Annotated in this window: 18 protein-coding genes; 11 read left to right on the top strand and 7 right to left on the bottom strand. The window is 61.3% G+C overall.

The genetic code is table 11. The features are described 5' to 3' along the window. Positions 1 to 82 precede the first annotated feature (82 nt). The 6 genes from PLANPX_RS07365 to PLANPX_RS07340 all read left to right on the top strand — a co-directional run bounded on the left by PLANPX_RS07365 (position 83) and on the right by PLANPX_RS07340 (position 8,008). Positions 83 to 2,218, top strand: a complete 2,136-nt coding sequence (locus PLANPX_RS07365; RefSeq protein WP_152098108.1) for a PQQ-binding-like beta-propeller repeat protein — start codon at positions 83 to 85, stop codon at positions 2,216 to 2,218. A gap of 65 nt (positions 2,219 to 2,283) precedes the next feature. Beyond that, complete coding sequence (locus tag PLANPX_RS07360; RefSeq protein ID WP_152098107.1) at positions 2,284 to 2,649, top strand: ArsR/SmtB family transcription factor; 366 nt, start codon at positions 2,284 to 2,286, stop codon at positions 2,647 to 2,649. A gap of 45 nt (positions 2,650 to 2,694) precedes the next feature. Beyond that, entirely contained in the window at positions 2,695 to 3,582 is an 888-nt protein-coding gene (gene arsM, locus PLANPX_RS07355; RefSeq protein WP_152098106.1) for an arsenite methyltransferase, read from the top strand. Positions 3,583 to 3,585: 3 nt separating this feature from the next. Next, a complete protein-coding gene (gene arsB, locus PLANPX_RS07350) occupies positions 3,586 to 4,674 on the top strand; it encodes an ACR3 family arsenite efflux transporter (RefSeq protein ID WP_152098105.1) in 1,089 nt (362 codons plus the stop codon). Then, complete coding sequence (locus PLANPX_RS07345; protein WP_152098104.1) at positions 4,671 to 5,090, top strand: arsenate reductase ArsC; 420 nt, start codon at positions 4,671 to 4,673, stop codon at positions 5,088 to 5,090. The genes arsB and PLANPX_RS07345 overlap by 4 nt, the downstream gene beginning before the upstream one ends. Before the next feature lie 1,406 nt (positions 5,091 to 6,496). Then, positions 6,497 to 8,008, top strand: a complete 1,512-nt coding sequence (locus PLANPX_RS07340; RefSeq protein ID WP_172991920.1) for a PQQ-dependent sugar dehydrogenase — start codon at positions 6,497 to 6,499, stop codon at positions 8,006 to 8,008. A 63-nt stretch (positions 8,009 to 8,071) separates the two neighbouring features. Here PLANPX_RS07340 and PLANPX_RS07335 read toward each other — a convergent pair whose 3' ends face one another. The 3 genes from PLANPX_RS07335 to PLANPX_RS07325 form a co-directional block, all read right to left on the bottom strand. Beyond that, positions 8,072 to 10,393: a glycosyl hydrolase family 18 protein gene (locus PLANPX_RS07335; protein WP_152098102.1), complete on the bottom strand. Its 2,322-nt coding sequence runs from the start codon at positions 10,391 to 10,393 to the stop codon at positions 8,072 to 8,074. A gap of 149 nt (positions 10,394 to 10,542) precedes the next feature. Next, complete coding sequence (gene ppc, locus PLANPX_RS07330) at positions 10,543 to 13,308, bottom strand: phosphoenolpyruvate carboxylase (RefSeq protein ID WP_152098101.1); 2,766 nt, start codon at positions 13,306 to 13,308, stop codon at positions 10,543 to 10,545. 47 nt (positions 13,309 to 13,355) lie between these two features. Further along, positions 13,356 to 14,276: an AraC family transcriptional regulator gene (locus PLANPX_RS07325; protein ID WP_152098100.1), complete on the bottom strand. Its 921-nt coding sequence runs from the start codon at positions 14,274 to 14,276 to the stop codon at positions 13,356 to 13,358. A 206-nt stretch (positions 14,277 to 14,482) separates the two neighbouring features. On the opposite strand from PLANPX_RS07325, the gene PLANPX_RS07320 reads away from it, so the two are divergent. The 5 genes from PLANPX_RS07320 (at position 14,483) to PLANPX_RS07300 (ending at position 20,873) form a co-directional block, all read left to right on the top strand. Then, the gene (locus tag PLANPX_RS07320) at positions 14,483 to 15,406 is read left to right on the top strand and encodes a sugar phosphate isomerase/epimerase family protein (RefSeq protein WP_152098099.1); all 924 of its coding nucleotides are present in this window, start codon (positions 14,483 to 14,485) and stop codon (positions 15,404 to 15,406) included. 57 nt (positions 15,407 to 15,463) lie between these two features. Continuing rightward, positions 15,464 to 16,306, top strand: coding sequence for a sugar phosphate isomerase/epimerase family protein (locus PLANPX_RS07315; protein ID WP_152098098.1), 843 nt, complete (start codon positions 15,464 to 15,466; stop codon positions 16,304 to 16,306). 137 nt (positions 16,307 to 16,443) lie between these two features. Further along, the gene (locus PLANPX_RS07310) at positions 16,444 to 17,484 is read left to right on the top strand and encodes a Gfo/Idh/MocA family protein (protein ID WP_152098097.1); all 1,041 of its coding nucleotides are present in this window, start codon (positions 16,444 to 16,446) and stop codon (positions 17,482 to 17,484) included. 108 nt (positions 17,485 to 17,592) lie between these two features. After that, positions 17,593 to 19,587: a glucosamine-6-phosphate deaminase gene (nagB, locus tag PLANPX_RS07305; protein ID WP_232536318.1), complete on the top strand. Its 1,995-nt coding sequence runs from the start codon at positions 17,593 to 17,595 to the stop codon at positions 19,585 to 19,587. 74 nt (positions 19,588 to 19,661) lie between these two features. Continuing rightward, entirely contained in the window at positions 19,662 to 20,873 is a 1,212-nt protein-coding gene (locus PLANPX_RS07300; RefSeq protein WP_152098096.1) for an acyltransferase family protein, read from the top strand. Positions 20,874 to 21,003: 130 nt separating this feature from the next. Here the strand turns inward: PLANPX_RS07300 and PLANPX_RS07295 are convergent, their stop codons facing one another. From PLANPX_RS07295 to PLANPX_RS07280, 4 genes are all read right to left on the bottom strand, one after another. Then, the gene (locus PLANPX_RS07295) at positions 21,004 to 21,732 is read right to left on the bottom strand and encodes a class I SAM-dependent methyltransferase (RefSeq protein WP_152098095.1); all 729 of its coding nucleotides are present in this window, start codon (positions 21,730 to 21,732) and stop codon (positions 21,004 to 21,006) included. Positions 21,733 to 21,846: 114 nt separating this feature from the next. After that, a complete protein-coding gene (locus PLANPX_RS07290; RefSeq protein WP_152098094.1) occupies positions 21,847 to 23,904 on the bottom strand; it encodes a vWA domain-containing protein in 2,058 nt (685 codons plus the stop codon). A 48-nt stretch (positions 23,905 to 23,952) separates the two neighbouring features. Further along, entirely contained in the window at positions 23,953 to 24,372 is a 420-nt protein-coding gene (locus PLANPX_RS07285) for a four helix bundle protein (protein ID WP_198421853.1), read from the bottom strand. Beyond that, positions 24,369 to 25,283 (bottom strand): DUF58 domain-containing protein, encoded by a 915-nt coding sequence (locus tag PLANPX_RS07280; RefSeq protein WP_152098093.1) that lies wholly within the window; start codon positions 25,281 to 25,283, stop codon positions 24,369 to 24,371. Before PLANPX_RS07280 ends, PLANPX_RS07285 begins: the two co-directional genes overlap by 4 nt. Between the last annotated feature and the right edge of the window lie 44 nt (positions 25,284 to 25,327).

The following is a 25,327-nucleotide window of genomic DNA, read 5'->3' as shown; positions in this document are numbered from 1 at the left end:
CGCAACACGGTAGTAGGTTTCGGAAACGAGGCTTACTGCCGTGTTCTTTCATTCCTGCCGTTTAGTTCTCAGGAAACCCATCATGCGAACATCCCTCTTTGCGAGGCTTGCCCTTCTCCTCATGGCAATGCTCGCCGCAATTCCAGTGCAGGCTGAGGCGAAAAGCGACGACGCCATTACGATGCTTGTGATGGACCCGCTGGCGCTGCCGCTGTCGTGTCCATGCGTCGCCGGCTACGCCCAGCGGAAATACGAAGTGCTCGGAGAGTATCTCAGTAAGGAACTGGGTCGACCCGTTGAAGTCGTCTTCGCTGAGTCGGTAAAGAACGCCCTCGACAAGGAGAGCGTCGATGATATTCACATCATCATCGGCAAAGATTCAGTCGTTACCGCTCAGGGGAAGAAACACGACTTTGATGTTTCTCGCCTCGCTCGGCTCGTTGGTAAGGATGGGAAGACGACTCAGACTGGTCTGATTGTTGTTCGCTCTGCCGACCCAGCTCAGAAGCTTTCTGACCTCAACGGCTACCGTATTCTCTTCGGACCTTCGGAGTGCGATGAGAAGTTCGCTGCGGCCCGGGCATTGCTAGAAGAAGCTGGCGTCGACCTTCCTCCTGAAAAGGACGCCGAGATTTCTTACGCGTGCAGCGACGGTGCGTGCATGATTATCGACTGGGGGGATAAGATTCGCGGCGCGGCTGTCATCTCCAGTTACGCCGCTCCGCTCCTCGAAGGCTGCGGAACGATTAAGAAGGGTGACCTTCGGGTTATTGGCGAGACGGAAGAAGTCCCGTTCGTTGCTGCTTTCGCAACGAAGTCGCTCGACAAAGACGAGCAGAAGAAATTACAGAAGGCTTTATACGCAGCGGCGCAGTCGCCCGGCATGCTGGTCGCGCTGGAGACGATGCTGGGATTTGTACCTGAGGACTTCAAGCCCGCTCCGACCAAACCAGTAATCAAAGCTGCCGGAAAAACTCCTGCGGCAGCGGCAAAACCCAAACCTTCGACCGACGAGTCGAAGAAAGCGGCAAACGTAACGCCGACCACCCGGGCATGGCCCGGTTGGCTCGGCCCGGAGAGAAACGGCCATGTTGAGTGGCTCCCGAGTTCGCTGCCCGAAACAGCGAACATCGTTTGGCGGCAATCGTTCCTTCGCCCCGGTATGGGCGGCCTCGCGGCAACCGACCGACATGTGTTCGTCGGTGACCGCGACGCCGCTAACCGGGCTGATGTGTTCCGTTGCCTGGACGCTTCTACCGGCGAAGAGTTGTGGTCAATCACGCAGCTCACCATTGGGCAGTTGGATTACGACAACCTCCCTCGTGCAACGCCGCTCATCTATAAGGACTGGGTTTTTTTCTTCGGTGCCTTCGGTGATTTGATTTGTGCTGACATCGAAACTGGGAAGGTTGTCTGGAAAGCCAACGTCCGATTGAAGTTCCTCGCGCTCGACAAGCTGCCGTGGGGAACTTGTTCGTCGCCGCTCGTTGTGGACGACATGATTATCGTAAACCCGGGCGCTCCGACCGCGGCGATTGCCGCCCTCGACGCCGCAACCGGGGAGGTCCGATGGAAAACTCCAGGTGGCCCCCAAGGCTATGGTTCATTCATCGCAGCGACGTTCGGCGGAGTTCGTCAAATCATCGGGCACACCCAAAACATGCTTTGCGGTTGGGAAGCGTCAACCGGGCGGGAGCTGTGGTCGGTGAAGCCCCGGACCGATGGTGACTTCAATGTGCCGACGCCGGTTGTCGTTGGCGACAAGCTGCTAATTGCCACGGAAAATAATGGCGGTCGTCTCTACGAGTTCAACAATGACGGCACCATCAATCCGGAGCATGTTGCCGTCAACACGAAGCTGAACCCGCAGATGAGCACGCCGATTGCAATCGGCGACCGGATATTTTGCGTGAACCGTCGACTCGAATGCTTCGATGTGGCGAAGGGGCTCCAGTCGGCATGGTCGGCCCGCGACCGAACTTTCTGCGAATACGGAGCAGCCATTGCAAGCGACGACCGGCTGCTGGTCCAGGGTCGGGGCGGGGAGTTAGTTCTCGTCGATACGAAGGACGAGGAGCCGCGGATTCTCTCTCGCCTCAGCTTCGCTCCGGATAAGGACTCTGCTGCGGCAGAACTCTTCACGTTTCCGGCTCTCGTTGGAACGCGTCTCTACGTGCGTTTCGAGAAGGAAATCGTCTGCGTCGACCTCGGCGCTTAGTGGCGCCCCCCCCCGGCAGTTTGGCCAAACTTGCCTTCCCCTGACATTTCCATTATTACAGAACTATGAAAGTTACAGAAGCAGTTACGGCTTTAGCGGCCCTGGCCCAGGAATCACGACTCCAGGTATTCCGGCTTCTCGTTGTGGCCGGGGAATCGGGTGTTGCCGCGGGCGATATCGCGGGCGACCTCTCGATTCCTGCGGCGACCCTGTCGTTTCACCTCAAAGAGCTGACTCACGCGGGACTTATCGAGTCCAAGCGTGAGGGGCGTTCGATTCGCTATTCCCTGTGTGTGCCCGCGATGCGTGACTTGCTGCTCTTCCTCACCGAAGAGTGCTGCAAGGGCCGTCCGGAGTTGTGCGGTCTCGCTGGCTCTCAGAGCTGCGGCGAGAAGAAAGCAAAGCCAGGGAAGAAATCGGCGACCAAGTAAAAACCATATCTGAGAAATCGGGCTAGCTAGCAGCAGAGAGAAGAGATGTCTTCAAATATTGAGAAAGTCATTCAAGAGAAATACGGACAGGTCGCTGCGAGCGGGCTCTCCAGCTCACAGCAAGGCGTTCGCTCCGTGGCAGAAGCGTTTGGCTATTCGGCAGAGGAGCTGAATTCGATTCCTGCTAACGCCAACATGGGCCTGTCCTGCGGAAACCCTACAGCATTCGCCAGCATTCGTGAAGGAGAAGTCGTCGTCGACCTCGGCTCCGGCGGCGGGCTCGATGTGTTCCTCGCGGCAAAGGCTGTGGGGCCGACAGGCAAAGCCATCGGCATTGATATGACGGAGGAGATGATTAATCTCGCGCGAAAGAACGCCGTCAATCCTGCAACTGGGCAGGCACCAGCGAACATTGAATTCCATTTGTCGACTATCGACCAGCTTCCGTTGGCTGATGCGTCTGTGGACTGCATCATCAGCAACTGCGTGATTAATCTCGCTCCGGACAAGCCGAAGGCCTTCGCGGAGATGGCCCGGGTTCTGAAGCCCGGCGGCCGGGTAGCAATCAGCGACATCGCCATTAAAAAGCCGATGCCGGAGGCGCTCAGCGAGAACATCATGGCCTACGTCGGCTGCATCGCCGGAGCGATTCAAATTGACGAGTATCGAGCGGGCCTCCTCGATGCAGGCTTCTCGGCGGTAGAAATCAAGGACAGCGGAGCGGACCTCAACGCTTACGCGAACGTCGATGGTCAGAGTGCCTGCTGCTCTCCCTCGATGGAACCGGCGAGTGGACTCGCCGTTATTGGCGGATGCTGCGAGCCGGCAAGCAAGCAAACGACCGGCATTCATTCCGACCTTCAGGACCTACTCTCGCGGTATGACGTGAACGACTTTGCCGCGAGCGTCAAAGTCTACGCCATCAAGGGATAGGGAATGGAATCTGACCTTACTAATTGCTGTCCGAAGCGGCTGTCGTTCCTCGACCGGTATCTAACGGCCTGGATATTCCTCGCGATTATCGTCGGGGTCGCGCTCGGCCACTTCCTGCCGGGCGTCGAGAAGTTCATCGACTCCTTGCAAGTCGGCACGACGAATCTTCCCATCGCGGTTGGGCTAATCCTGATGATGTATCCGCCGCTGGCGAAGGTTCGTTACGAGGAACTAGGAAGGGTCTTTCGCGACTTTCGAGTACTAGGCTTGTCGCTCGCTCAGAACTGGCTGATTGGCCCGCTCCTGATGTTCTTCCTCGCGATAATCTTCCTCCGCGATTACCCGGAATACATGGTCGGCCTCATTATGATTGGCCTCGCCCGGTGTATTGCGATGGTCATCGTGTGGAACGAACTTGCCGACGGAGACAATGACTACGCGGCAGGGCTTGTTGCCTTCAACTCGATTTTCCAGGTGCTGTTCTATCCACTCTATGCGTGGCTCTTCATCTCGGTCTTGCCGCCCCTCTTCGGCATCGATGGGGCGGCGCTAGATGTGAGCATGTCTCAGATTGCCGTCAGCGTATTCATTTACCTCGGGATTCCGTTTATCGCCGGGATGCTAACTCGCTTGGTGCTCGTGAGGGCGAAGGGAAGAGAGTGGTATGAGAGCGTCTTTATCCCAAAAATCTCGCCCCTGACGCTCGTTGCGTTGCTGCTGACAATTGTCGTGATGTTCTCCCTGAAGGGGGATTACATTGTGGCTCTACCTTTCGATGTGCTCCGCATCACTGTTCCACTCTGCATCTATTTCGTGGTCATGTTCCTCGTTTCATTCTGGATGGGGAAGAAATCGGGAGCAGACTACTCGAAAACGACGACGATTGCTTTCACCGCTGCGAGCAACAATTTCGAGCTCGCAATCGCGGTTGCGGTCGCCGTCTACGGAATTAACTCCGGACAGGCGTTCGCGGCCGTGGTCGGGCCGCTGGTCGAAGTGCCGGTGATGATTGGGCTCGTTAGCGTCGCATTCTTCTTTCAACGCCGCTATTTCGCAGCATGCGAATTAGCCAGTGGGGGACAACTCAAGTGAAGAAGGTTCTAGTTCTTTGCACCGGCAATTCGTGTCGCTCTCAAATGGCCGAGGCGCTCTGGAATAAGCTCGGCGAAGGCGAGTGGCAAGCCGTCTCCGCGGGCTCAAAGCCAGCAGGATACGTTCACCCGATGGCCATTGAAGTCATGAAAGACCTTGGCGTCGACCTCAGCTCCGCCACGAGCAAACATGTCGAGCAGTTCGACAAGGAAGCTTTCGATGTCGTCGTGACCGTTTGCGATAACGCGAAGGAGGCGTGCCCGTTCTTTCCGAACGCGAAGCGAACGCTTCACTGGCCATTCGAAGACCCGGCAGATTTTGAAGGTGACGAGACTGAACGGCGAGCAGGATTCGCCCGCGTGCGAGACGAAATTCTAGCGAGCATCATTAAATATTTAAGTCTTCCGGGTCAATGACTCTGGAATTTGCGACCCCGCAAAACAATACCAATCTCTGGAGATTTCTTTTAAAAAATTTGTGACGATTGGATACCCCCTAGTCGAGTCCCATCGGCAGCGCGACCGGCCCGTTGTGGTCAAAACATCAGCGAACCCATGGGGCCCCCGGCCGACGACCTCATAGCGAGGAAACGGCGACGCGCCACGCCGGCACGCCGCCGTCTGCGTTCCCCGTAGCGGAACGTTCCCGCTGCTCATCACGCGTCCCCGGGGCTCGCGATAGTCTGCGGCATTACCTCGTAGAATCGTCCGCCCTGTCCGCTGCGTCCGCAATCATTTCCCGCCGGCCCCGTCGCTTGAGATGATGAGGGACTTGATGAGCGAGCGTATGACTGGGTGCACCGCTAACCACCGTGACCTCAACACGTTTGCCTCGGCGCAGGTTAGTCGCCCTAGACTTGCGTCATCGAATGGGAAGCCATGCCGGACTGCGCCGCTTTGCGCGCCGCCAGCGGCTGCAGCATCAAAATCTCGCGGGGATTTCTCAGCGGGTTCGAGTCCCGCCGCGGCTATTTTCTTTCCGGCGTGCGTGCCTACAAGCTATCCGCTTAGTTCGAGCGGCGCTGCGGAATTCGCTTTTCTAGGTTTCCTGCCGAAGCTTCACGTCGATGTGGGCGGCACTCAGCCTGCCCGGCGCCGCGCGGCAGTCGACGACTGGGATTGAATCCGCTCCCCTCGAGAAGCGAGCTGGCAGGCGTGGGCTGCTTCGCGGCCCCCGACACGCGTCGTCTCGTGATCCCAGCGTTCCCGGCGAGCCTCGTAAGAACCCGCAGCACGCCGTGCGGCGTTCGGCGTTCGAGCGACGACTGGCCCTTGGCGGAGGCGGCGAGAGGGCCCTTAACTATTTAATTAGTCCTAAATCCTGAAACCGGCAGCTCTTAGGACGAATGAGCGGGCCGCCCAAAGCCGGCGACTGGCCGATTTAACAATCACCTAAAGAGGTGACTCTGCACGTTGACCGAGGGTGCTGGCGCTGGCGTCAATGCTCGCGCGTACGGCGATGCATCCCAGTTCACTGGCGCGTTCCCTGTTCATACCAGCAGGATCGCGGGTTGCTCCATAGGGCAAACCGCATATTTTATCGTCGCCGCGTTCGCCCTGATCGCTTATCTCTGATACACTCATATCTACTATTCTGGCGCTTTCGGAGGCGAGCGCCAGTCGGTACCACGGAACATTGGACAGGCACCATGAATCAGACACCACTCACGCCCTCGGCGCGCGCGCCGAGAGGCCGGCGGCGTTCCGCCCGTCTTTCCCGCGCGTCGTCGCTACTAGCCGTTGCAACGGCTAGCTTCTGTACAAATGCCGCCGACGCTGGCGTCGTCGGACGTCAGCTGGTTGCGAAAGGCCTTAACTGGCCGATGTATGCGACCTTCGCTCCGGGGGATCCGCAGCGAATGTTCGTCATCGAGCGCGGCTCGCCGGAATGGAGCGAGAACGCAACCGCTGCCGTCAGAGTCATCGATCTGACCACTGGCGAGCTGCAGGAAACGCCGTACCTCACGATTCCGGGCGTAAACAACATTGGCGAAGGCGGGGTGCTGGGGCTCGCGTTTCACCCTGACTTTCAGAACAACCACAAGTTCTACCTTTCATTGACGGCGAACGACGACGACCCGGATAGCGTCTTCAGCGAATACATTCGCGAGTACACCGCTCCGAGCGCTAACGCAACGACCGCGAACCCAGAATTCACGCCGATCATCAGCTGGGCGAAGCCCGACTACGCCCACAATGCCGGCTGGATTGGTTTTGGTCCGAACGACGGCTACCTCTATCTCATGTCGGGCGACGGCGGCCACGGCGACGACACCGGCCCAGGTCACGTCGAGCCCACCGGCAACGCGCAAGATATTACGGACAACCTGTTGGGCAAGGTGTTGCGAGTCGACGTGAATCGCGACGACTTCCCCAACGACAACGCGCGCAACTACGGCATTCCTTACGACACGGCGCAGTCGCCGGGCAACCCGTTTGCGCCCGATGCTCCGGGGGCCGAGGATCCGGTCGGCGACAACGAGATTTGGGCTTACGGGCTGCGGAACCCGTTCCGCGCTGGTTTCGATCGAGCGACCGGCGATCTCTGGATCGGCGACGTCGGCCAACAACAGCGGGAAGAAATCAATCGCCAACTGGGAACCAGCACCGGGGGCGAGAATTACGGGTGGCGCATCCGCGAGGGTTCGCTCGATAATCCGAACACTTCAGGCGACTTGCCGGTCACCCCGGTTGAACCGATCTACGACTACGCGCGGCCGGGAACGGCCGGCGTCGACCAAAACTTCACGGGCATCACGGTCTTCGGCGGCATTGCCTATCGCGGGCCAGATCCGGAACTGCAGGGCAACTACTTCTTCGGCGACACGTCGCTGAATCGAATTTGGATGTTGAAGCCAGCGACGGAAACGACGCCGCAGGAAGTGACGTTCCTCAATCCGCAGCTTCCCACTGACGAAGGTTGGCCGCTCGGACCGGTCGCCCTGAGCGAGGACGCCGTCGGCAACATCTACATCACTTATATGTACACCGGGGAGATCTACCGGATCGTGACTGACAAGTTGATGCCGGGAGACTTCAACGCCGACGCCAAGGTCGACGAGGCTGATTTGGCGATTTGGGACGGCGGGTTCGGCATTACCGAGGGCGCGGCGGCTGCCAATGGCGATGCTAACGGCGACGGCAGAGTCGACAGCGCCGACTACCTAATTTGGCAACGCAATTTTGGCTGGTCATCGCTGAACGTCTCGCGCGGGACCAGTTCCACCGTCATCCCTGAACCGGGCACCGGCGTGCTGCTCGCCTGCGGAGCGATCCGGCTCGCAGCGTATCGGCGGCGAGCGCAACTGCTCGACGGCCCTGCGGACCTCGCCTGAGCGCGGCCGGCAAGCGGCCGTTTCGATCGTCGCGGCAGCGTCGCCAGGAAGTAAGCCTGGCGGTTAGGAAGCGCTGCGCCGGCGCATCAGCGACGCTGCGAGGGCGATGGAAGCGAGAGCCAGCGAACATGGCTCGGGAACGGCGGCAGCGACGCTGGTCGCCGCCGTTTGCCCGAGGTTGCGTTGCCACACCAGGAAGTCGGCTCCGTCGACGACGCCGTCGTCGTTCGCATCACCATCCCAGTGAGTGGCGTTCGTGGTTCCAACGCCTAGCTTCCAACGTTCAAGATCAGCAGCGTCGACGACGCCGTCGGCGTTGAAGTCGCCCGCGACGGGGGCGGCGAAAAAATTACTTTCTTGCCCGACGAGCAAATTGCTAACGCTGAAACTCCCTTCGGCGGACGATTTGAACTGCAACTGCGTAATGATCGGATCGAAGCCGGCGCCGCCGTTGGCCGTTAGCATCCACTCAAATTGCGGATCGGTAAAGTTGCCGACGTGGGAACCGTAGGCGAACAACGACGCCTGCAGCGTGTTGGCCGCGGAGCCGTTGCCGGAAATCTTGGCGACGAACAAGTACGTCGCGTCGGCGGCGAATCCGTCGGCCGTCACATCGTCGCCCGCTGCGTCGGCTTGGCTGCGAATGCTGAAATCCGTTTGCTGGCCGAGGAACGAGAAATCGTACTGCACCAGATTGGCAGAGTTGAGCAGTTCGAGCGACAGCGTCCGATTCGCCGAGTCGAGCTGCGTCGCCGTGAGCGACGCGGTGTTTTGCCGAACGACGAACGTGAGGTAGGAGTCGCCTTCAGCGGCGAGATCGACCGCTTCGGCCAGCGTCGTTTTCATTGTTCGCTGCGCGCCATTGACTCCATCGGCGACTTCGCCGGCGGTTTGGTTGCGGATCGTGACGGACGAAGCGGAATACTTGTTAGCGCCGGCGCCGCTGCCGGCGAAGGGCAGATTGCCCAGGTTTTGTTGGTGGAAGTTGCCCGTCTCTTCGAAGCCGGCGCGCGTGGCGCCAGCCTTCCAGCGGCCGTTGAGACCGAGGGAGCCAGTGAACTTTTCGAACTCGCCGGTGAAGGCGAGGCGGTCGGGCAGCGCCACGCCCAATGCAGCGTAGCGGCCAGCGAGCCACGTGGCGTCGGCCTGATTGACGTAGCCGTTGCCGTCACGGTCGCCCTTCTCCCAGTTGCCGTTCCAGTAGAAGGCTTCGAACTGAGCGCCGGCGGCCGTCCCGGTGGCGGTGGAGTACGTTCCCATGTTGTCGGCGAGGGCGTTGGCATCGGCGGCGTCGACTTTGCCGTCGAGATTGAGATCCGGCGTCTGCTTTTTCACCATCGCATAGTGCTGGGCGACGCGGTGGAGGCTGTACTTACCGGTCGCGTCGTAGTGCATCGTCCACGAAAACAGCCCGGGCATGCCGCGGTCGATGGCGAGTTGCACCTTCTCGCGGACTTGCTTGCGGCTCTCAATATTCCAGGTGCCGGTGCGCGAGACGCCGTTGATGTCGTTGATGGTGCCGGTGAACGTGAGGGCGTCGTAGGGTAGGTTGGGGTTCGCGTTGACGATCGTTTGCAGGCTGACTGTCGCGGGGCCGCCTTGGCCCCAGGTACCGAAGCCAATCCCGATCTGGTCGTTGGAGAACGCCTTGGCGGCGCCTTGCCCCGTCAGGCCGAGTTTTTGATTCGTGTAAGTCCCCGTGGACGATGCCGTGAGATGGTAGCTCATCACGAAAATCTGGTCGTAGACCTTCGCATCGAACAACGCCGTGTTGTCCCACGTGTAGTCGGTGCTGCCGAAGTCGCAGACCGAAACCTCGATGCCGAGCGGATTCAACGCGGTGCGGAGTTCACGCGCCAGCTGCGTGTAGTTGCCCCACTCGGTGGCGTCGCCCGGGCGCTCCCAGTCGAGGTTGTACCCCTTCATGTTGTTGGCGGCGAGAAAGTTCTTCACGTTGTTGACGAACGTCGCTCGCGTCGTGGGACTCGAGACAATCGCGTTCCACACGTCGTCGGTCGCTCCGCCATTGACGGTGAACATGCTCGAATGGAGCGAGAAGCCGCGCGTTTGCGCCGCAGTCTTTAAGGGCGCCAACTGGCTGGTGGCGCCGGACGCGTAGTAGAGCGTCCCATCCGCTTTCGGCTGCACGCCGCCGAAGTACAAAACGTCGGAAACGTGATCGTAAATGCCGTTCGTGCTGAAGGCGTTGATCTGGGAAACGGTCGTCCAATTCGGGACGTACCCCCAGATGCGGAAGTCGGCGGCTTCCCACGACGAGCGACTCGCCGTTTGCGCGTGGGCTTCGCGAACCTCGCCCGCAGCAAGTAGGCTAGTAACCGCGCAACAAGCGTGCGTAAACCAACGGCAAGACCGGCGACCGACCATGCTGCCTCTCGGAGAAGGAGTGAGCTGTTCCAGCTCTTATCTTACTCGCAGGCTGCCGTTTCGACGCTAGCGCACATACGCAGAAGTCTCTCGCTTTTGCGGAGGCGATTCATCGTTCTGCGAACCAATGGTGCTCGCATCCAATCGGCTTAGCCGGTCGTCCGCATCCCCGTCGATAGGCCTTTGACGGTCAGATTCGTCAGGTATTCAAGCTCTTCCTGCCGCTCCGGCGTCGCGGCGCCACGAGCGGCCCGCTGTAGGAGTTCGACCTGAATCATGTTGAGCGGATCGACATAACCGTTGCGAATGTTGATCGACCGCTGCAGCCAGGGGACTTCGTCGAGCAACTCGCGATTGCCGGTGATCGTCAAGATCGCGCGGCGCGAGCGATCGTACTCGGCGACGATCGACGCGGTGAGTTCGTCGGCCCCGGCGATGCCGGCCGCGAGTTCCGCGTACTGCTTGAACACCGTCATGTTCGCCTTGGCGAGGGCGAGCGACGCGTTGTCGATCATCGCGGTGAAGAACGACCACTGGCGGTACATATTGGCCAGGATCGCGGCCATCGACGGCTCGGCGGTGGTGAGCGCCTCGCACGCCGAGCCGATGCCGTACCACGCGGGAATGATGCAGCGATTTTGCGTCCAGGAGAAAACCCACGGAATGGCGCGCAAGTCTTCGATCCGGCCGCTCGCCTTGCGCTTCGAGGGTCGCGAGCCGATCGGCAAGCGTTCGATCGCGTTGATCGGCGTCGCCAGGCGGTAATACTCGCCGAACGCCGGGTGGTCGACGAACTTGCGATACGCGGCGAGCGATTCGGCGCCGAGACGATCCATCGCTTCTTGCCACTCGGTCGGCGCCTGGCGCGAGCGTCGCGAGACGGCGGTGAGCGTCGACCACGCGACTTGCTCCAGATGGCGGTGAGCGATGTAGGGATTGTCGTACCGCTCGGCCAACACTTCGCCTTGCTCAGTTAGTCGCAGCGAGCCGGAAAAGGCCTCAGTCGGCAGCGACAAAATGCTGCGCGCCGCCGGCCCGCCGCCGCGGCCAAGGGCGCCGCCGCGACCGTGGAAGAAGGTGAGCGTCACGCCGAACTCGTCGGCAATCTGCTGTAGTTCGATTTGCGATTGGAACAGACACCACTGGGCCGCGACGTAGCCGCCATCCTTCGTACTGTCGGAGTAGCCGATCATGATCATCTGCTGGTTCTTCAGGCCGCGCAGATGCTCGCGGTAGGCCGGCTTCTCGAGCATCGCCCGGAACGTGGCCGCCGCTCCCTTGAGATCGTCGATCGTCTCGAACAGCGGCACAATCGGCAGCAGCAACTGGGCGTCGGCCCGGTCGCCGCCGTCGACCGTTTCCGATGCACGCCACAGCCACAACACCGTGAGGATGTCGCTCGCATACTCGGTCATGCTGATCACATGGCCGCCGAGCGCGCTCATGCCGAAGCGTCGGCCGACGCGGCGGAGGAGTGTGAAGAGGTCGAGCGTCTCTTTCGCCGCGGGCGAGAGTTCGACGCCGGTGGTTGGAATCGGCCGGCCGATTGTCTGCAGCAGGCGGTCGCAGCGTGTCGCTTCATCGAGCGTGGCGCCCGCTTCAACGACACCCATCGCTTGCCACAGTTCGTCGATGACGGCGCGGTAGACGCCCGAATGTTGCCGCACGTCGAGCCGTTCGGTGTGAAAACCGAAGAGCAAAATCTGGTCGAGCCACGGCTGCACTTCGACCGCTTCGGTCGTGCTGTTTCGCGTCGCCAGCAGAGCGGTTGCGGCGACGTTGACGTCGGCCCACAGTTCGCTCGCCGATTGGTAGGCGCCGGGGGGCGGGGTAGCGCCCCCTGCGAGTGACACCGCCGCGGTTTTGCCGAGCCGCCATTCGATCGCATGGAACCACTGGCGATACGATTCGAGCGGCCGCTGCGACTTCAACTCTTCGGCCAACTCCGGGAATTGAGCCCCCACGCGGCGAATCGCCTCGGTCAGCGCCGGCGGCGGCGGCGTTTCGCGGTCGGAAATGCTGAGATACTTCGAGAGCTGCCGCCCCGTTTCGAGGTGCAAGTCGATCGCCGTGCGGCGGAGGCGTTCGAGCGTTTGCTGCGTTACCTCCGGCGTCACGAACGGATTGCCGTCGCGATCGCCCCCCATCCACGAGCCGTAACGAATCAGCGGCGGGTCGTGTTGCAGCTTCACCGTCGGATAGTCGGCCTGGAGCGCTTGCCGCAGCTCATCGAGCAGCGCCGGCGCCTCTTCCCACAGCACCGGCAGGAACGCGAGCCCGCGCATTACTTCGTCGAGTACCGTCGGCCGGCGCGGACGAATGAAATCCGTTTGCCAGAGCATTTCCATTTCGCTCTGCAAATGCCGATTGATGCGGGCCTGTTGCCGCGATTGTCCCTGTTGCTCGTCGCGTTCAGCGAGCGTTTTATGAATGCGACGCAAAATCCGCCGCACCGAGCGCCGCTTGGCCTCGGTGGGATGAGCGGTGAGCACCAACTCGATCGCCACGCGATTGACGAGCGTCTGTACTTCCGACGCGGTGAGGCCGCGACTTTTAAACGCGGCGATCGCGTCGCGAATCGATTCCTTGCGAGGTTCAGGGAACGACGCCTCTTCGCGCTGCTGCAGCGTGCGAATCCGCTGGCGGTCCTCAGCGACGTTGGCTAGTTCCAGGAAGATGCTGAAGCTGCGGACCACAATCTTCAACTGAGCTTCGTCGAGTTCCGCGAGAAGCGACTTAAGCGACGCCCCCGCTTCGGCGTTCCCTTCACGCATCGAACGCGCTAAACCGCGAACCTTCTCCACCAGTTCCAGCCCCGCGTCGCCGGCGAAGCGGGTGATCGTCGTCCCGACCATTCGTCCAAGGTCGTCGATCTCGCGGCGCAATTCGGAATGGGAGTCGCCGTTGGCAGCCATGGCAGTCTTTGTGGGGTGGGGAGGGAAGGTGGGGGGCAGGGAGGGCTTCACGCTGGCGCGGCAGCGCGGGGAGGGGGCTCGAACGCACGCTGCGGGTGGCCGCCAGGCGCCCGATGCGCGGCTCGAAAATCTCGCGGCGTCATTCCGCGGAACTCGCGGAATCGCCGATTGAAGTTCGACGCATTTTCATACCCCGAGCGGAGGCAGACCTCAAGGATGCTCAGCTCAGTCTCTAGCAGCAGCCGCGAGGCGAGGCCGATGCGCAGCTCGTTGACGTAGTCGGTCACCGTTCGCTGGGTGCCGTTCTTGAAAAATCGGCTGAACGCCGAAGGGTGCATCCCGGCCAATTTTGCCAAATCGCCTTGGTTGAGCGACGGTTCGGCGAGGTGATCGTGGATGTACTTGCAGACCCGGTTGAGACGATCTTGCAGTCGGGGGTGGAACGAAGGGGCGAATCCGGGGCTGGCTAGCGGCGCCAAATCGGCCGATTGGGCTAGCAAGTTGAGAATACCCAGCAGCGATAACAGTCGCGCGGAGGGGCGTTGCCGCAGCATCTCCCGCACGGCAACCGCCACACGTTGCTGCGTTTCGCCGCGAACATGCAACCCGCGGCCAGCGCGATCGAGCAGTTCGACCGTATCGACCATTTCCGGCAGGCCAAAGAATTGCCCGCCAAACTGCACTGGGTCGAACTGCACCACCACGGCTGGGTGCCGGTCGTAGCGCTGCCCGCGAAACTCGTCCGACGCCCAGTGGTGCGGGAGATTCGCCCCCAGCAGGACCAAGTCGCCGTCGGCGTAGTTACCGATATGGTCGCCGACGAAGCGGGTTCCCGAACCGCGCTCAATCAGGCAGATTTCGACCTCAGGATGGTAGTGCCACCCGGCCGGTTTCTCGATAATGCTCCGATCGAAACAGCGGATCGAGCTGCCGGTGGGCGGGATCAGTTTTTCGAAGGATGGCTGCATCGCTCTCAACCGTTGGAGTAAGCGTGGCGAAGGACCGCCGCGGGGGCGATTGGGCCGCACATAACTCGTGGCCCCGATTGTAACGCGAGATCGCGCAAAATCTGTACAAGAAATTGCAACAGACCGGGGAGACAGGAGCCACGGCAACGCCCATCATGGTGGGTTCGCCGACCCTTCAACTGCCTGAGCCTGGGGAGACGCACTCGATGAACGCCACTGCTTCCAACCGCCGTAACTTCCTGCGTCAGGCCACGACTGCCGCCGCCATCGCGGCGATCGGCTCCGCCATACCGACCAACTCGGGCGAATCAGCCGCGGCTCAACGAGCCGCCGGAGCGTCGCCAGACAAGCTACAACTCTACAAAGCAGTGAAGTGGGGCATGATCGAAGGCGCCCCCACGGTCCTCGATCACTTTCAGATTTGTAAAGAAATCGGCTACGACGGCATGGAGCTCATCAGCCCGGCCGACTTCTCTGCCGAGGAGGTCCGCAAGGCGAGCGATGCCACCGGCCTGCCCGTCCACGGGCTGGTTGATATGAAACATTGGGACGTCCGACTCTCGGCCCCCGATGCGAAAGTCCGCGACGAAGGGGTCGCAATCCTGCGGCAAGCGATTCTCGACTGCCACGCCTTTGGCGGCTTCTCGGTGCTGCTCGTCCCCGGCCGCGTCAACGGCGCCGACGAGAACCACGACCATGTCTGGCAGCGCTCGATCGTCGGCATTCGCCAAGTACTGCCGCTCGCGAGCAAACTCGGCGTCCGCGTCCTCATCGAAAACGTCTGGAACGGCTTCTGCGAAACGCCGGAACAGCTCCGCGACTACATTGATGAAATCGACAACCCGTGGGTCGGATCGTACTTCGATATCGGCAACGTCGTGAAGTTCTCGCCGAGCGAGAACTGGATCCGCACGCTCGGATCGCGGATCGTTAAACTCGACGTGAAGGACTGGAGTACCACCAAGGGGTTCGACGCCAAGATCGGTGAAGGGGACGTCAACTGGGCCGCCGTCCGCGAGGCGCTCCGCGAGATCAAGTTCTCCGGCTGGTGCACGGCGGAGGTGGCCGGCGGCGACCGCGAGTGGCTGACCGACGTCGCCAAACGCATGGATCAAACACTGCTGGCGTGAAAGTCCGCGCTTACCAATTCAATTCGAATAGAAGTGGAACTGGGTTAAGGAAAAATCATGAGCAAGTGGCCGATTGGAGTCTTCATCAGCATCGACGCCGGGTTGGGTGTCCGTCCCGACACGGCCCATGAGCTCGGGATTTCGACCGCGCACCTCCACACCCCGCATGCCGGATCGCGCACGCCGGAACGGGCCAAGGAATTCGTCGCGAAGCTGAAGGACCTCGGCATCCGCGTCACCGTCGTTTTCGCCGGCTTTGAGGGCGAAAGCTACGCCGACATTCCGACGGTGGAGCGGACGATCGGCCTCGTGCCGCTGGAAACCCGCGCAGCTCGAGTGGCAGAGCTAAAGGAAATCGCCGACTTTGCCCACCTGATGGGCGTCGATGTGGTCGGCCTCCACCTCGGTTTCGTTCCGCACGATCGGTCGAGCGCCGCTTATCAAGACGTGCTGAAGGTGACCCGCGACGTCTGCGATTACGCTGCGAAGAACGGCCAGGCGATCCACCTCGAAACGGGCCAAGAGCCGGCCGACGTGCTGCTCGCCTTCATGCAAGACATGGAGCGCGACAACCTGTTCATCAACTTCGACCCGGCGAACATGATCCTCTACGGCTGCGGCGAACCGATCCCCGCGCTGAAGACGCTCGGCAAGTACGTCCGCAGCATCCACTGCAAAGACGCAACCTGGTCGGACAAACCGGGCGACACGTGGGGCGCCGAAGTGGCCCTCGGCAAGGGCGCCGTCGACTTCGCCGCGTACCTGAAGACGCTCCAAGAAATCGGCTACACGGGGCCGCTGACCATCGAACGCGAAATCCCGCAAGAACCGGTGCGGCAAAAGGCCGAAATCGCCGCGGCAGTCGAAACGCTTGAGTCGCTGAAGAGTCAGTTGGCTTAGCAAGATTCAGTAATACTTACCACGACGACACAACGGACACGACGCAGAAAAACATTGCGGTCGTTTTGCGAACGCCGCCTTTCGTCGTGCTCGTCGTGTCGTTGTGGTTCAATTCAATCCACCACGAAGGAAGTCGCATGATCGAAGTCGGCATCGTAGGCCTCGGCTTCATGGGGATGATCCACTACCTCTCCTACCGGAATATTCCGGGGGTGCGGGTGGCGGCCATTTGCGAGTCGAAGCAGAGCCGGCTCGAGGGCGATTGGACCGATATCAAAGGGAACTTCGGCCCCGCCGGCGAGCAGATGGATCTGAGGGGCGTCGCGACGTACTCGAACGTCGACGAGATGCTCGCCGCGACGAACCTCGACCTGATCGACGTGACGCTCCCCCCTGCCCTGCACGCGGAAGTCACTCTCAAAGCGCTCGCCGCCGGGAAGCATGTCTTTTGCGAAAAGCCGATGTCGCTCACCTCGGCCGAGTGTCAGCGGATGTCGGCCGCCGCCGCGGCAGCCGATCGCCGGCTGTTCGTCGGGCATGTGCTGCCGTTCTTCCCTGAATATGCCTGGGCTTACGAAGCGGCGACTAGCGGCCGCTACGGCGCCCTTCGCGGCGGCGCCTTCCGCCGCGTGATTTCCAACCCGGCGTGGCTGAAGAACTATTGGACGGCCGACCAAGTCGGCGGCCCGCTGTTTGACCTGCACGTGCACGACGCCCACTTCATTCGGCTGCTGTTTGGCATGCCCGACGACGTCGTGAGCCGCGGCCGGATGCGCGACGGCCTCCCCGAGTTCTGGCACAGCTTCTTCAGCTTCGCCGACAAAGATTACGTCGTCGAAGCGACGAGCGGCACGGTCGACCAACAAGGTCGGGCGTTCAACCATGGCTTCGAGATTCACCTCGAACGCGCCACGCTGCTGTTCGAATTCTCAGTGCTGAACGGCGCGGGAACGTACCTCTGCCCGCCGACGATTCTCGATGAATCAGGCAAAGCGGAGCGCGTTGACCTCGGCAGCGGCGACCCGATGGATGCCTTTGCCGCCGAGCTGCGCAATGTTATCGAAAGTCTGCGCAAAAATCAGGAAAGTGAGATTCTCAATGGACGGTTAGCCGAAGACGCCGTGAAGATCTGCGATCTGGAAGCTGCCAGCATCGCAGCGTCTCGCATCCGGCGCTAAGTCGGTTAGAATGTGAGATTCACACTCACGAACGCGCACGCAGTAATGATCGAGGTCCGCTTTTGGGGCGACCTCGCCCACCACGAATAAGGCCTTCCTTAGCCCTGTATGAGTACGATTGATTCGCCCGTCGCCGGCGCCCTTCAACCCACCGACGCCACCTCCATGCACGATCACAGCTCCTGCCCCGAGAAGATTCCCTGCCGCGTTTACCGTCATGCCGGTGAAGCGAGCAAAGCCGTCGCCGCGGAAATCGCCGCGTTCATCCGCGAGCGGAATTCGCAAGGTCGCAAGACGGTCCTCGGCCTCGCCACGGGCAGCACCCCGGTCGGCGTCTACGCAGAGCTCGTGCGGCTCCACCAGCAGGAAGGTCTGTCGTTCCAGAACGTGGTCACGTTCAACCTCGACGAATACTTCCCGATGCAGCCCGACGAGCTCCAGAGCTACGTCCGCTTCATGCACGAGAATCTGTTCGACCACGTCGATATTCTCGAAGAGAACGTGCACGTCCCCGACGGCACGCTCGCCGACACGCAAGTCGAAGAGTACTGCCGCAACTACGAAGCGAAGATCGTTGAAGCGGGCGGCATCGACATCCAGATCCTCGGCATCGGCCGCACGGGTCACATCGGCTTCAATGAACCTGGTTCGGGTCGAGACAGCCGCACCCGTATGATCACGCTCGACAAGAAGACCCGTCGCGATGCGGCGAGCGACTTCTTCGCGGAAGAGAACGTCCCGCGCCGGGCGATCACGATGGGCGTCGGCACGATTCTCGAAGCCAAAAAGGTCATTCTGATGGCCTACGGCGAAGGGAAGTCGGCCGTCGTTGCCAAGGCGGTCGAGGGTGAGATCTCAGCGATTGTCGCCGCAAGCTTCCTGCAAACGCACCCGAACGCTCAGTTCGTGCTCGACGACGCGGCGGCGGATGCCCTCACGCGTCGTCGCAGCCCGTGGCTCGTCGGCCCCGTGAATTGGGACAACGCCGCGATCCGCAAGGCCGTCATTTGGCTCGCCCAGAAGGTGCAGAAGCCGATCCTGAAGCTCACCGAGGAAGACTACAACGAAGAGGGCCTGCAAGACCTGCTCGCCAGCCAAGGCCGCGCCTACAACCTGAACATCGAAGTCTTCCGCGAGTTGCAGCAGACAATCACTGGTTGGCCGGGCGGCAAGCCGGAACATGCCCGCCGCGCCGGCGATTCGCTCCGCTTCGGCGAAGGCTGCTTCCCAAAACGAGTGCTGATCTTCTCGCCGCATCCTGACGACGACGTGATTTCGATGGGCGGCACGCTCATCCGGCTCGTCGACCAGGGCCACGAGGTGCACGTCGCTTACCAGACCTCCGGCAACATCGCGGTCTTCGACGACGATGCGATCACGTTCATGGACTTCGTCTCGGAGTTCAACCGCAAGTTTAACATCGATCCCGAACGGACCGCCGAGTTCGAACGGCACATCGACGAGTTCGTGAAGCACAAGCAACAGGGCCAGGTCGACAGCCCCGAAGTGCAGTTCATCAAGGGGACGATCCGCCGCGCGGAAGCACGCTCGGCGACCCGCTGCTGCAACATCCCCGAATCGCAGCTCCACTTCATGGACATGCCGTTCTACGAAACGGGCCGCGTCCGCAAGAAGCCGCTCGGCGACGACGATATTCGCATCACCGTCGAACTGCTCCGCAAGGTGCAGCCGCACCAGGTCTACGCGGCGGGCGATCTTTCCGATCCGCACGGCACGCACCGCACCTGCCTCGCTGCGATCCTGCAGGCGTGCAAGCAGATCGAAGCCGAAGGGGACGAGTGGTACCAGCAGTGCCAAGTCTGGCTCTACCGCGGCGCCTGGCAGGAATGGGGCGCCCATCAAATTGAGATGGCGGTCCCGCTCAGCCCCCAGGAACTCCTGCGGAAGCGTGCGGCAATCTTCAAGCACGAATCGCAAAAAGACCGCGCCTTGTTCCCGGGTAATGACCCCCGCGAGTTCTGGCAACGCGCCGAACAGCGGAACCGCACCACGGCCGAAACCTACGACAAGCTCGGCCTCGCCGAGTACGAAGCGATCGAAGGGTTCGTCCGCTGGAAGGGCGATCTCGACTCGGTGCTGTAACGGCGCTACAACAGGTGGACGTACTCGCAACTTGTCCCCGTCCCCGCTTGAGGGGGCGGGCTTGAGGAGGGGTGATGGAACGTCCGCCATCTGCAACCGCGCCTGTCGGCGCTGCGATCCCGTCGCAGCGTTTGGCGTCGATCGACGTCTACCGCGGCCTCGTGATGCTGCTGTTGGTGCTGCTTGATGCGCCTAACGGCTGGACCTCTGCGGTGCGCGAAGGGTATCCCGACTCGCCGTGGATTCAGGCATTCGCGCGGCAGTTCGAGCATGTGGAATGGTCCGGCATCGTCCTGTGGGACATGATTCAGCCGTCGTTCATGTTCGTCGTCGGGGCGGCGGCGGCGTTTTCATACGCGGCGCGGCAACGGCGAGGCGATTCGTTCGGGCGAATGCTGGGGCACGCCGTCTACCGGTCGCTGCTGCTGATTCTCATCGGCGTCTTCCTGCGGTCCGAAGGCGACGATGCGACCGACTGGACGCTCGAAGACGTCGTCTCGCAAATCGGCCTCGGCTACGTGTTTTTATTCCTGCTGTGGAACCGCGGCTGGCGGGTGCAGCTCGGCGTCGCGGCGGCGATCCTTGCCGGCTATTGGCTGCTATTCGCACTCTGGCCGCTGCCGGCGGGCGACTACGACTACGCGGCGGTCAACGGGCACGTTTACTACGAAGGCTTCTGGGCCCACTGGAACAAGAACGCCCACCCGGCTCACTACTTCGACGGCTGGCTGCTGAACCTCTTTCCACGGCCGGAGCCGTGGGTCGCCAACGGCGGCGGCTACAACACGCTTAATTTTGTTCCTTCGCTGGCGACGATGATTTTTGGCCTGATAGCCGGCGAACTGCTGCGTGGCAATGGAGCGCCGCGGCGGAAGTTGTTGACGCTGCTCGCGAGCGGCGCCGTGGCGCTGGGCCTCGGCTTGGCTTGCCACTTCGCGGGCGTTTGCCCGATCGTGAAGAAGATCTGGACGCCAAGCTTCACGCTCGCCGCTGGCGGCCTCAGCCTGCTGACGCTCGGGCTGCTCTACGCGATCGTCGACCTGAAGGGTTGGCGTCGCTGGGCCTTCCCGGCGGTGGTCGTGGGAATGAACTCGATCGCCGCCTACGCGCTCATTCACCTCATCGCCCACTGGACGCTGGAGAACTATCTACGGCACTTCGGCGCGGCGATATTCACGCTCTTCGGACCGGCGTGGGAACCGCTGCTGCAGAATCTTGCTGTGGGGGCGTTCATCTGGCTGATCTGCTACTGGATGTACCGGCGGCAGTTGTTTCTGCGGATTTGAGCCGAATGCAGAAATGCATTTCTAACCACGAAACACACGAAAGGAACGAAAAAGAAAATTAAGAAAGGCAGTTAAGCGCCTCTTATAATTCTTTCGTCGTTTTCGTGTGTTCCGTGGTTAATCCTCTTCTCTACCGCTTCTGGATCTCGACGCAGATGCCGCCGGCGCGGAAGGCTTTGTGCATCCGCGTGAACCAGATCTCCTGCTTCCAGTGCAGATCCAGCGTTTCACAAACCCGCATCAGTTCCTTACGGTTGTATGTGCGGCACAACCACAGGCGGCTCGTCCAAGCGCCCGAGAAGCTGTCCTCGGTCGTCAGCAGGAACATCCGGCCGCCGGTCTGCAGGACGCGCGACATTTCGGCGAGGCCGGTCTCGGCGTTCGGCAAATGCTCGAGCACATAGCCGCAGGTGATGCAGTCGAACGAACCGTCCGCGAACGGTAGTTGCGACAAATCACACGAGACGAACCGCGGCCGGTCGCTCTTCAGGCGATTGCGGGCCCGCCGCAGCATTTGGCTGCTCAGGTCGGTGCAGGTGACCGAGGCGTCGGGGTCGCCGTACTTCAGCAGATGGCCGGCCAATTGGCCCGCGCCGCTGCCGACGTCGAGAATCGACTTGGCGCCCGTCAAATCGAACTTCCGCGAGCGAAAGACCCGCTCGCCGAGCGGAATGTGGAGCGAAAGCGTGCTGGCGACAGTCAGGAGGGCACCCTTCGGCCCGCCGTAGGCTCGCGCGACCTTATCCCGGTATTCGTTGTAGCTCACGCGGCGGATGAGGTCGTTCTCGATAAACCGGTGGAGCGTCTTGCCATCTCCCTTCGGTTTCCGAGCCTTGCGTGGCTTAATGGTCTTGGGCATTTGCCGCCGCGTCCTCAGCAGATGATGGCGAGTGATCTCGGCCTCCGGCCGGAAGGCCGCCCTCGAGAGGGCAAACGACGTGCCGCCGTAGCTCAGGCCCGGCTCCGGCCGCCGTCAGATGTACACTCGTCGGTTATAGATATACCACTCGAAAACCAGCACTGCCAGGGCCGCCAACAGGAGTCCCGTCCAGAGCTCTTTTCGCATCGGGGAGGAGGGCGATTCGGCCTTCACGTCGTCGTAACCGATAGAAAGTGACGCCACTTCCTGCAGGCCCTCATCCCCCTCCTGGCGGGTGCGAAGCCGGATGTCGCTCTCCTGGCGGTCGAAGAGGTTGACCGCGAACCGAGCAACCACCTCGCTCCCTGCTTGAACTTCGTACGCGCCAAGCTGATCTGTCTCGTGAAACGCCAATTTTCCGGCTTTCGGCGCCTCGACCGGCCGGCGCGAACCGTCGGGCAGGATCACCGCGAGCGCCCCCTTGGTTTCCGGCAAGTCGATCTCGGCCGGCTCGCCAGGGCGGATCACCTGGTTCTGTCCCTCTTCCGACGCCCCGCCAAGATACTGAAAAACATTCAAACAGAAGTTCGGAAAGCTGAAGTATCGGGGCCAGTTGGTGTTCGCCGTCATATCGCCGTCGGCGTCGCGGCCGACGATCTCGAAGCCGAGCACCGCGTCCTCGAACCCGTCGCGGGGAGCGATCGCCATCAGCGGCCCCTTGGTCGAATCGATCAGCGTCTTGCCGCCCGCGGGGGGACGGACGATGTGGCTGTTGATGACGCCGACGTTGCCGAGTTCGACCAGCGCGAGCAGCGGGTGGCTCCGTTGCCAGTCGATGATTTGCGGCAACTCGACCACTTCAGTCGACGACTTCTCGGTCCAGCCCGGCAGCGGCGGCACGCGGCCGATGAAGAGCGTGTTCGCCAGCGGCATTTGCTCCGGCTTCTCGGGAGCACACTGATCGAAAATCACGAGGTCGTAAGTCTCGGCGCCCATTCGCCGTTGGAAGTCGGGCGTGCCGATGGCCTCGGGCGAGACGACTTCGACTTTGCCGAGCCGCTGGGCGCGGCCGGTCGTCAGCGCGAGTTTCAACGCATTGTTGCCCGGAGTGACGAGCAGGATCCGCGATTGCTTCTGCGGGTCGAGCACGGCGTAGCCGCGGTTGTCGAGCGGCAGTCGATCGTTCGCGTCGGTCGGCGGCGTGAGCCGTGCTTCGAGCTTGCCCGTCGCAGCGGCGCCAAGATTGAAGGTGACGCCCGTGGCGTCGCCGTCGGGGACGGTAATCTCCGCCGCGTCGAGCAATTGGCCGTCGTGATAGAGTTCAACGGTCGAGGTTTGCGGCTCGTCGCTGTAGTTAGCGACTTGCACGAACGCCTGCCGATCTTCCGGCCGGGCGTCGTTGCGGCGGGTGTTGAACGCAGTGATTGCGAGGTTGTTCGTATCGAACGAGCCGATGGGGAGGTACTTGGGCTGCAGATTACCCATCGAGAATTCGGCGACCGGTCCGAAACGGCCGTCGCTGAAAATGTAGAGTTCGACGCGTTCTTGCGGAGCGGCCGCGGGCGTTTCGTCCGTCGGTTCGCTGCCATCAGCGCTCGCCGCCGGCGCCGAGTTAGCGAAACCGCCAGCGAGTTCGAGAGCGCCGCGGATGTTCGTCGGCTTAGCGGTCGCGGTGATGTGGTCGAGAGCGTCGCGCAGCAGCCGTTTGTTGTCGGTGAACTCTTGCACCACGTCGGGCTCGTCGTCGAACGCGATAATCATCGCCGACATGTCGGAACCCATTTGATCGATGAGCGAGCCGACGCGTTTCTTCGCGGCGTCGAGCCGTGTGCCGCCATCGCTATCGCCGGTCGACATGCTGGCGGAACGGTCGATCAGGAAAACAAACTTTTGGCCGATGAGCGATTCACCCAACCATCCCGGCCGTAGCAGCGCCAAGATCGCAAGCCCGACGAGCAACAACTGCAGAAAGAGCAGCAGGCTTTGGCGAAGTCGCTGCCAGAGGCTGTTCACGTGGAGGTCTTCGATCACCTTCGTCCAAAGGTAGGTGCTCGGCACCTCAAGCGGCTGGCGTTTGAGCTTGAGGAAATAGAGCGCAAAGATCGCGGGCGGCACGATGCCGATCGCGACCCAAGCGGCGGGGCCTAGCGTGTTGCGAAACAGCTCGTTCATAAATGACGAATGACGAATGACGAATGACGAATGGAAATGCGCATTGGTTTAAGCCTTGTCGCAGGAGCAGCGGATCTTGGAAAAAATCAAATGCAACTCGTTCGCCTCTTTCCACAATGAGCGTGCAGCTTTCTTCGTCTCGGGCATCGCTCTGACCACCATGCGAAACCAATATTTGGTTTCTCTTGCTTCCTTGCGGCATAGTCCGATCTTATGCCGAAAGTCCTTCTTAGATTCGGCGTCGTCTGCTTCGCAGTAGTTCGCGCCAACACTAGTGGCGGAGCGAACGAGTTGCGAAATCAGCGGCGAGGTGACTGGACCGCGATCTATTTCAAGAACGAAGTCGATCACCGTTTCGGCAAATGCAGCAGTGCGTTCCTCTAAGTCGTAAACCGGCGATTCTGCACTCTGGCATTCGTCATTCGTCATTCGGGAATTCGTCATTCCCTCGATGTCAGCATGATTCATCGCACGAGTCCCCTTCTGCGTAGATGTTGGCCGACCAAATCGGCCACCGGCAGCTGGTTGTTCGCGAGCATGTAGTGGATGCCGCGGCGGGTGCAGAACTCTTGCGCCCCGCGCGTGAATGCGGTCAGCGTTTGCTGGTAGCGGGCGAGCAGCGGCGCGCTAACGGTGATCTCCGCTTCGTCGGCGTCTTCGCAGTCGACCAGTTTCAAATCGCCTTTCACTTCGGGCTGCAGTTCCTCTTGCGAGAGGAGGTGTATCACATAGCAGTCCATTTCGTGCGAGACGAAATAACGGAGGGCCGTCTCGTACCCCTGCTTGTCCATCAGGTCGCTGATGAGCAGCACGATGCCTTTGCCGGGGTTGCGGATGCAGAAGTTCTTCACGCCCGCGGCGAGCGAGGTTTGTTCGCCTGCTTTGATCGCGTCAAGCTGCTGAAGCATCCGCCAGACGCTTGAGCGGCCCCGCAAAACCGGCCCGCGTTGCGCGGCCGACTGGCCGACGGTTTCGATCCGCACGCGGTCGGCCCGCACTAGGCCGATGAAGCCGAGCGCGGCGGCGAGTTGCTTCGCGTACTCTAGCTTCGTCGGCGTGCCGAAATCCATCGACATGCTGGCGTCGATGAGCGTGTAGAAGTGGAGATCCTCCTCTTCCATGAAGAGCTTGACGATCAGCTTGTCGAGGCGGGCGTAAAGGTTCCAATCGAGCAGCCGCAGATCGTCGCCGGCGACGTAGTTGCGAAAATCGGCGAACTCGACGCTCTGCCCTTTCCGCTTGCTGCGACGCTCGCCCTTCATCCGCCCGCGGAAGATTTTGCGGGTGACGAGCTCCAACCGTTCGAGCTGCGCGAGGAGCTCTGGCGTCAGGATCTCGGCTTTGGGCTTCGTCGTCTGCGTGGCGGTTGGAGAGGACATGGCGAGCGTTAGGAACTCATTGAGGGCGTTGGCATCGCCGAATT

The organism is Lacipirellula parvula (genome assembly GCF_009177095.1).
GTDB lineage: Bacteria > Planctomycetota > Planctomycetia > Pirellulales > Lacipirellulaceae > Lacipirellula > Lacipirellula parvula.
The sequence above is the reverse complement of the archived record's forward strand: the minus strand, read 5'-3'. Positions and strand labels throughout refer to the sequence as shown.